Below are 8,621 nucleotides of genomic sequence, written 5' to 3' on the forward strand. Positions count from 1 at the left end.
AAATCCGTCACAGATACCGAACGGAGTTTGCGAACATAATTCCATAAAATATGATTCGGAATTAAAATCCCAAGTAAATCTTGTAAGATTATTATCTAAATTAAAGAGAAAAAGTTTGAAACTATGGCGCGCGCGCTACCGCGTCGATGACCGATTCGGATGAAGATAGCAGTCCAACCGACTCCTCTCCTGATACATATATTTTCATTGAGTTCTTACAATATAGAATTTAAATATTTTTATAAAAATATATTTTAGGATGGTTTAGGAATATTACCTTGGCAACTGGTGACGAGGGTCGAACCCCGTCGTCCACTGCGCCACCAACAGAGTACACTACAGATGGCAGACACAGATCCGACCGACACAGATAGCAGCACCGAACGGACGACCTCCTCCAGGATACGCCGCCGCAGCGTTCTCAAGGGAACTGCTGCCCTCGGCCTCGGCGCGTTCACGGGGGTACAGGGTATCGACGCCGCCGGTTCCGACGCCCCGATGAGCGTCGATCCGGCGACGGCCAGCGAACCGGTGGAGTACGCCGACACGTTCGTCGGCACCGCCCGCGCGGCCGCCGCCGGTGAGGGTGGCGGGGCGATGCCGTACCCGAACAACTACCCCGGCGCGACGCGCCCGCACGGGATGGTACAGTTGAGCCCCGATACCGGAACGAGCAACATCGCGGGCTATCACCACGAGGACGACGAGATACTCGGCTTCAGTCACACGCACGTCTCCGGAACCGGTTGTTTCGGCCTCGGCAACTTCCTCCTCAGTCCGACGACGGAAGACGTGACCGAGGTCAAACGGGAACAGCGCGAACTCAACGTCACGGACGAGTTGTCCGCGTCGTTCTGGTTCAGAACGGACAAAGCGCCCGGTGGAATGACGTCGCTCCTCCGTCACGACCACAACATCACGCCGCTGCAAGTGTGGAGCCCTCACAACGCCAACGTCGTCTGGTTCTCCGAGGGGATGGGCTACCAGACCGCGTCGTTCGACTTCGAACCGTACGCGGACGGGGAGTGGCACCACTACGCCGTCACCTACGAGAGCGGCAACCGGGTCGCCGCCTACGTCGATGGCGAGGAAGTCGCCTCGGCCGAGGACGGCGACGATGCGACCGTCGGCACCCTCGCAACCAGCGAACTCCCGTGGAGCGTCGGCGGTGCCGTCGACAACGGCGGCGAGTGGTTTACCGGGGATATGGACGAAGCCACGGTGTACTCCCGGGTTCTCGACGAGTGCGAGATACGGGCGCTCGCCGACGGTGAGTCGGTGAGCGGAGACGTGCTCTTTTCTTACTCGTTCGACGGCGTCAACTCCCCCAGCGACGGAGACGACGTCGCCGACGACGCGGGGAACGGTTACACGGGGATGGTCTACGGCGACCCCGAACCGACCGACGGAGCGTCCGGAACCGCGCTCTCGTTCGACGGCGCGGGGGACGGCGTCGGGCTATCCCTTCCACAACTCAGTTCGACGTTCTCGCACGAAACCGAGTCGGCCGGTCCGGGCTACTACTCGGTTCGACTCGAAGAGTACGCGACGAAGGCCGAACTGACCGCGACGGACCGCGTCGGCGTCCACCGATACACCTTCGACGACGGGAGCGACGCCGGGTTCCTCCTCGATGCGGGGTACAACCTCGGGGATTCCGGAACGAAGAGTGCTGACGTCGAACTTCGGGACGAACGAACCATCGTCGGGAGTCAGACCGTCCCGGGACCGTTCTGTTCCGGTGCCGAACCGTACTCGGTCCACTTCGCGGCGAAGTTCTCGAAACCGTTCGACGAGTACGGCACGTGGAACGGCGTCGAGACCAGCGATGGGTCGACGTCGGCGAGCGGACCAGACGTCGGCGCGTTCGTTCGGTACGGCGACGCGAGCGAAGTCATCGTGAAGGTCGGAATCTCCTACGTGAGTCGGGAGAACGCGATGGACAACCTCGAAACCGAGGTTCCCGACTGGGACTTCGACCGGGTCGAGGCGGACGCGACGGAGACGTGGAACGACAGGTTGGGTCGTATCGAGGTCGAAGGCGACGACGCGAACAAGGTGAAATTTTACACGGCGCTGTACCACGCGATGCTCGGTCCGACCATCTTCGAGGACACCAACGGCGAGTACCTCGGAATGGACGACGAGGTGTACACCGCGACGGCTACCACCACTACCAGATGTTCTCGCTGTGGGACACCTTTCGCGCCGAACATCCGCTCCTGAACATCGTGGAGCCGAAGGTGCAGGAAGACGCCATCAAATCCCTGCTCGACATGTACGAGCACGGGGGCTGGCTTCCGAAGTGGGAGTTCGCCAATCGGTACACGAACGTGATGATCGCCGACCACGCGACCTCCATCATCGGCGAATCGATGGTGAAAGGGCTCACCGAGGGCTACGATACCGACCTGGCGTACGAGGCGATGTACAAGAACTCGACGCGGATGCCTGGCGACGACACGTACTACGCCGGACGTCTCGGTCTCGACAAGTACACCGAGTACGGATACATCCCCGAGGACGACAAGGGGAACGCGGGCGGGTCCGTTTCCACGACGCTGGAGGGGAGTTACAACGACTTCGCCATCGCACAGGCGGCCGACCTGCTCGGGAAGGACGACGACTACGAGACGTACATGAAACGCGCCGGGTTCTACGAGAACGTCTTCGACCCCGACACGAAGTTCATGCGGCCACGGCTCGCGGACGGGTCGTGGTACTCGCCGGACGACGGGGAATGGAAACCGACCGACTGGGGCGGGTTCACCGAGGGGAACTCGTGGTCGTACACGTGGCACACTCTCCAGGACATCGGCGGCCTCGTGGATCTGATGGGAGAGGAGACGTTCGTCGAGCGCCTCGACCACATGTTCGACGAGTTCGTCTATCCCAGTTGGAACGACCCGTTCACCCACTACTGGCAGGGGAACGAGCCGTCGCATCACGCCCCGTACCTGTACCCCTTCGCGGGACAGCCGTGGAAAACACAGGAGGTCGTCCAGGACGTCATGAACTCGCTGTACACGACGGGACCGGGTGGGGTTCCGGGTAACGAGGACGTCGGACAGATGTCCGCGTGGTACGTCATGAGTGCCATGGGTTTCTACGCCGTCACGCCCGCGAGCGGAAGCTACGTCATCGGTTCCCCGGCGTTCGAAACCGTGACCATCAACCTGCCCGACTACCACTACGGCGGCGGCCAGTTCGTCGTCGACACGACCGGGGCGGAGTACGACGGCGACCGGTATCGCTACATCCAGAACGCGCACCTGAACGGGGACGTTCACCGCGAGAGTTGGTTCGACCACGCCGACCTCGAAGACGGCGGTGAACTTCGACTCCACATGGGGACGGAGAAGAACACCGATTGGGGTGTCACGCCGAAGGGAGCGGTCAGTCCGCCGCCATCGATGAGCGACGACTGAACCCGAAACCACTTTCTTTCGATTCGACAGTTCCGTATCGTTTTGTGCACCCCGTACGATGGGACGAATATGTCCGTACTCGACGCGTTCTCACTCGACGGAAAGACGGCTATCGTGACCGGCGGAAACCGTGGTATCGGTCGTGCAATCGCAACCGCGCTCGCGGAGGCGGGCGCGGACGTCGTCGTCGCGAACCGGAACGGACCGGCAGGGAAAACCGCGGCGGACGAACTCGCCGACGAGACGGGAGTGGAGACGCTCGCCGTCGAATGTGACGTGGCCGACGAAGATGCGGTTGAAGCGATGGTCGAAGCGACCGTCGAGCGGTTCGGCGGCGTGGATATCCTCGTCAACAACGCCGGAATCGTCGTGCACGAGGCCATGGAAACCATGACCTTGGACGAGTGGCGCGACGTCATCGACGTGAACCTTACGGGGACGTTCCTCTGTTCGCGCGCCGCCGGTCGTGAGATGATCGAAAACGGCGGCGGCACCATTTTGAACGTCTCCTCCATGTCCGCATTCATCGCCAATCACCCACAACGGCAGGTCGCCTACAACACTTCGAAGGCCGGGTTGGAAGGGTTCAAGAACCAACTCGCCTCCGAGTGGGCGGAACACGGCATCCGCGTGAACAACATCGCGCCGGGCTACATCGCCACCGACAACGCCGACCAAGGGGCGGAAGCGGTCGAAAACGCCGTCGATGTCTGGAAAGGGGAGATGTTACACGAGGAAATCGCGTCCCCGGACGCGCTCGGTCCGACGGCGGTGTACCTCGCGAGCGATGCATCGGCGTACATGACCGGTGAGACGGTCGTTCTCGACGGCGGATACACGGTTCGGTAGCCGAAATCGATACGTCGTGAACTGCCGCGAAAACGAGCTTTATACCCCGTTTGGCGCTATCATCCCGTACGCCGATGTCATCGACACCCACTCCCGACCACCGTATCTCCGCGCAGGACGAACACGTCCACACGAGTTGGAGCCGCGACCACGAACCGATTCGAACGGTCGAATCCGGCGACGTGGTCCGATTCGAGTGCCGCGACGCGACGAACGGCCGACTCGACGCGGACTCGACCGTCGAGGACGTTTCAGCCCTCGTCGGAACCCTCCCCGGCCACCCGTTGACGGGACCGGTGGCGGTGGAGGGGGCGAAACCGGGGGACGTTCTCGCGGTCGAACTGCTGTCGTTCGAGCACGAAGGAATCGGCTTCACGTACTGTTACGGGGGTGACGAAGGAACGGGATTGCTCCCCGAGGATTTCGATGAACCGGGCTTGCACGTCTGGGAACTGGAGGGAGACGTCGGCCACTTCGTGGACGGAATCGAAGTCCCGCTGGCTCCGTTTCCGGGTAACCTCGGCGTCGCACCCGCCGACGACGGAGAACACAGCACGGTCCCGCCGCGTCGGGTCGGCGGGAACCTCGACGTAAAGCACCTGACAGCCGGTTCGACGCTCTACCTCCCCGTCGAAGTCGACGGCGCGCTGTTCAGCATCGGCGACTGTCACGGGGCACAGGGGGACGGCGAGGTCTGCATCACGGGTATCGAAGCGCCGATGTCGGTGACGACGCGACTCCGCGTCGTCTCCGGGATGGACATCGAACAACCGCAGTTCGAGACCGACGCCTTCGCCGCGACCCGCGGCGAACGGGCCTACGGAACGACCGGCATCAGCGACGACCTGATGGACGCCAGCAAGAAGGCGATTCGACACATGATCACCCACCTCCACGAAAATCACGGGTTGAGCCGGACGGACGCCTATCTGCTGTGTTCCGCGACCGTCGATCTGAAAATCAACGAGGTCGTGGACGCCCCGAACTGGGTCGTCTCGGCGTACCTCCCGCAATCCATCTTTCCGGAGAACGACACGAAGTGAACGGTCACCGCAACCGATTCACTCCGACGCCTCGTGCGTGAGTACGACCTCGTAAAAGTGCGGGTCCACCTCCGCCGATGCCATCGCCTCGCCCATGTCCGCCTCCCAGTCGCGTGAATCCCGAAGCGCTTCGAACGCCTCCTGACTCTCGAACTGCACGTAGTTCACGACGCGCTCGCCGTCGAGGCTCCGATGAAGGCTCATCGAGACGAATCCCGGCAGTTCGCCCATCGAATCCACCGTCTCCCGAATTTCGTCCACGAGTGCGTTCTGTTTTTTGGGGGCGATTTCGAAGACGTTGACGAGCGTCGCAACCGACTCGCTCGCCGCCGATTTCGGGCATTTAATCGCCTCCGGAGTCGAGTTCGAGTCGACGGGAGGCGAACACGCCGAGGGCGACGCCGAGCGCGAAGACGACGAATCTCGGCGGTCCGGCGCGTCCCGATGGGCCGCGCCGTGCCGGTGATCCGGTGCGTCCCGACCGACCACAGCGTGCCGGTGGTCCCTGCCGGTTTTCCGGGTTCGTTTCTGCCTGTTCCACACCACAATCCGATCTGCTGCATGACGTTCGAGTCATCGACTAAACGGACGAGTCGTCACGGCCTGTAGATTGACGCGAACATGTTCTTTTACGGTTACTCGAAGTCGATGAGCGGTTTGATGATCCCCTCCTCTTTGGTAGCCATGAGGTCGAACCCCTCATCCATGTCGTCGAACGAGAACTCGTGGGTCGTCATCCGCGTCGGATCGACTCGGTCCGTCTCCAGCAACCGCAGGAGACGCCGAAGTCGGAGCCTACCGCCGGGACAGAGCGAGGTCACGATGTCCTTTTCGGCCATGCCGACACCCCACTCCGCGCGTGGGATCTCGACGTACTCCCCCTCACCGTGGTACCCAACGTTGGAGACGACGCCGCCCGGTTTGGTCACTTCGACACACGCTTCGAACGTCGTGTTCGTCCCCAAGGCTTCGATGGCGGCATCGACGCCTTCGCCGTCCGTCAGGTCGAGGATGGTCTCGACGACATCCACCTCGGTGTAATCCACGATCTCATCTGCACCGTAGAACCCGGCCAACTCCTGTCGCTCGGGAACGGTTTCGACGGCGATGATGGTCCCCGCCCCGCGCAGGCCGCCCCCTTGGTCGCCATCAAGCCGACCGGTCCCTGTGCGAAAACGGCGACCGTTCCGCCAACCGGAATCCGCCCTTTCTCCGCCGCACTGAAACCGGTACTCATCATGTCCGTCACGTACACGGCTGCCTCGTCGCTCACTGACGACGGGATGTGTGCCATGTTCGCGTCGGCCTCGTTGACGTGGAAGTACTCCGCGAAGACGCCGTCCTTGACGTTGGCGAACTTCCACCCGCCCAACGCTTCCCGCGACTGAGATGGGTGCCCGTCCTGAGCGGCCAGCGATCCCCAATTCGGGGTGATCGCACCGACTGACACGCGGTCGCCCGATTCGAAGTGCTCGACCTCCTCCCCGACTTCGTGAACGATTCCGACCGCTTCGTGGCCGAGCGTGATGTCTTCCCGCTCTCCGATTGCGCCGCCGACAGTGTGAACGTCGGAGGTACACACGAGCGCCTTCGTCGGACGGACGACGGCGTCGTTCGGTCCCGCTTCCGGTCGTTCCTTGTCGACGAACCCCGTTTCGCCGATCGATTTCATCACGTACGCTTGCACATTCTTCCCCCCGGGCGGGGTTCGACGGCCGAACACTTCAATCGATTTCCGAAGCGTTCGATAGGAGGTTCGAATGAGAAATTCCCGGAACTACAGTTCGTCCCGGAGCCGCGTGAACAGCCGTTCTTCGCGGTCGGCGATTCTCGCGGCTTGCTCGGAAGCGTCCTCGAACAGGTGAACCTGTCGTTCCCCTTCGGTCTCGCTCGCGTCCTTGAGCGTGTCGCTCAAAGCCGTCCAATCGTCCGCGATGCCGTGGCAGTCCGCGGGAATCGACTCGTCGAGTCCGAGGTCGGGTGCGAGCGCGTCGAGGAAGTCGGCGTACAACCGGCGGAACGCGCCGCCGCCGGTCCCGCGCCGTTCGATGTTCTGGTAGGCAAAGCGCGCACACCAACTCGAATCCGCCAGTTCCGTCCACGAGGGGAGGTCCGCCGCGAACGCCCGAATCCCGTCCACACCCTGTGAATCCCACTCACCGCCCTCGGGCGAGAGCATGAGTTCCGTCGTCCGCCGAATCGCGTTCCGCGCTGCCGTCGTTCGGTCGATTTCGATGGTCGGGTCGGCCACGGTGATCCAGTGGTTGTCGAGCGGGCCGAATCCGTACTCCGAGTTCCACGCCTTTCGGAGATGAGACGCGGGAATTCGCTGGATGGAATCGAACTCGCTGTCGGAGAGGAGGACTTCGTCGTCCTCGACGCCGACATCAGAGGAGGATGTGGGGTCCGAAGTGGGTGTCCGTGCCGAAATAGTCGAGGTAGTAGAGGTCGACGAACAGCATGACCGGCGTCTCGTCGGCGATGGCGTCCCGCACGTCGGCCCACGCCGTTTCCCAGTCCTGTCCGCTCGATTCCCGGTAGTCGAGGTCGAACGTCTCGAAGAATCCTGTCTCCAACTGCCCGTTGCGCCCCATGATGATGTGGCTCGCCGGGCCGCGTTCGTAGTAGCCGAAGCCGAGTCCCGCCCCGTATCCGAAACAGAGCGACTCGTTCAGCCCCCAGTCGTAATAATCCGCCAGATTTCGAAGCGACGCCGACCCGCAATGCGCACCGGGCGTGTGCGTGTATTCGGACAGTTGCATGTCCCATCGAGGGGTGCCCGGAATAAAGAATTGCCCTCTTTTCTCGTTCCCCGATTACAGATCCACCTGACGGCCGTCGTGAACGTCCTCGCGGTGGTGATGACACGCCGCGTAGTGGAGCGACGTTCCGTGCTCGGTCGGCACCTCGTAGTCGGGGATTTCTTTCGCACAGACGCTCTTCTCTGCGAACGACTCGTTCAACAGTTCCGTCGCACCGTCCCAATCGTCGTTCGAGATGCGCCGATGGCCTCGTCCCACGATGCGTCCCGCCTCGCCGGTCGGCTTTCCGTCGGCGAAGAAGCGGTCCACGAGGGTCGACTCCGTCGTCGTCTCGAACGACCGGCGCTGGACCTCCCGAAGGAAGGTGAGCGTGTTTTGCCACTCCTCGTGGGAGAGATCATACTCCTTGGGGGCGATGAGTTTCGGACAGCGGGTCCGGAATCGACAGCCACTCGGCGGGTCGATGGGCGACGGCACGTCGCCCTCCAGCACGCCGCGCGTCTCGGCAACGCGCGGGTCGGGCACGGGAATGGATTCGA

The 8,621-nt window shown here is 62.4% G+C and carries 7 protein-coding genes and 2 pseudogenes; 4 read left to right on the forward strand and 5 right to left on the reverse strand.

The window, feature by feature from the left end; all coding sequences use genetic code 11:
* The first annotated feature begins 342 nt into the window (after nt 1–342).
* The 4 genes from A4G99_RS28460 to A4G99_RS01850 all read left to right on the forward strand — a co-directional run bounded on the left by A4G99_RS28460 (nt 343) and on the right by A4G99_RS01850 (nt 5,320).
* The gene (locus A4G99_RS28460; RefSeq protein ID WP_066138742.1) at nt 343–2,226 is read left to right on the forward strand and encodes a glycoside hydrolase domain-containing protein; all 1,884 of its coding nucleotides are present in this window, start codon (nt 343–345) and stop codon (nt 2,224–2,226) included.
* On the forward strand, nt 2,181–3,428 hold the full coding sequence (locus tag A4G99_RS28465; protein WP_066138745.1) for a glycoside hydrolase family 92 protein: 1,248 nt from the start codon (nt 2,181–2,183) through the stop codon (nt 3,426–3,428). Before A4G99_RS28460 ends, A4G99_RS28465 begins: the two co-directional genes overlap by 46 nt.
* Nucleotides 3,429–3,497: 69 nt before the next feature.
* A complete protein-coding gene (locus tag A4G99_RS01845; RefSeq protein ID WP_066138748.1) occupies nt 3,498–4,277 on the forward strand; it encodes an SDR family NAD(P)-dependent oxidoreductase in 780 nt (259 codons plus the stop codon).
* A gap of 74 nt (nt 4,278–4,351) precedes the next feature.
* Entirely contained in the window at nt 4,352–5,320 is a 969-nt protein-coding gene (locus A4G99_RS01850) for an acetamidase/formamidase family protein (RefSeq protein ID WP_066138751.1), read from the forward strand.
* A gap of 18 nt (nt 5,321–5,338) precedes the next feature.
* On the opposite strand, the gene A4G99_RS24180 is transcribed toward A4G99_RS01850, so the two are convergent.
* The 5 genes and pseudogenes from A4G99_RS24180 to A4G99_RS01870 form a co-directional block, all read right to left on the reverse strand.
* Nucleotides 5,339–5,809 (reverse strand): antibiotic biosynthesis monooxygenase, encoded by a 471-nt coding sequence (locus A4G99_RS24180; protein ID WP_190303662.1) that lies wholly within the window; start codon nt 5,807–5,809, stop codon nt 5,339–5,341.
* Between the two features lie 146 nt (nt 5,810–5,955).
* Nucleotides 5,956–7,007 (reverse strand): annotated as a pseudogene (locus tag A4G99_RS29680) (NAD(P)-dependent alcohol dehydrogenase).
* Nucleotides 7,008–7,097: 90 nt separating this feature from the next.
* Complete coding sequence (locus A4G99_RS26560; RefSeq protein ID WP_255358975.1) at nt 7,098–7,571, reverse strand: DUF4872 domain-containing protein; 474 nt, start codon at nt 7,569–7,571, stop codon at nt 7,098–7,100.
* Between the two features lie 136 nt (nt 7,572–7,707).
* Nucleotides 7,708–8,082: a BtrH N-terminal domain-containing protein gene (locus tag A4G99_RS26565; protein WP_223301572.1), complete on the reverse strand. Its 375-nt coding sequence runs from the start codon at nt 8,080–8,082 to the stop codon at nt 7,708–7,710.
* Nucleotides 8,083–8,136: 54 nt separating this feature from the next.
* Nucleotides 8,137–8,621: pseudogene (locus A4G99_RS01870) on the reverse strand (ABC transporter ATP-binding protein); the annotation flags it as partial.

Source organism: Haladaptatus sp. R4, from assembly GCF_001625445.1.
Classification (GTDB): Archaea; Halobacteriota; Halobacteria; order Halobacteriales; family Haladaptataceae; genus Haladaptatus.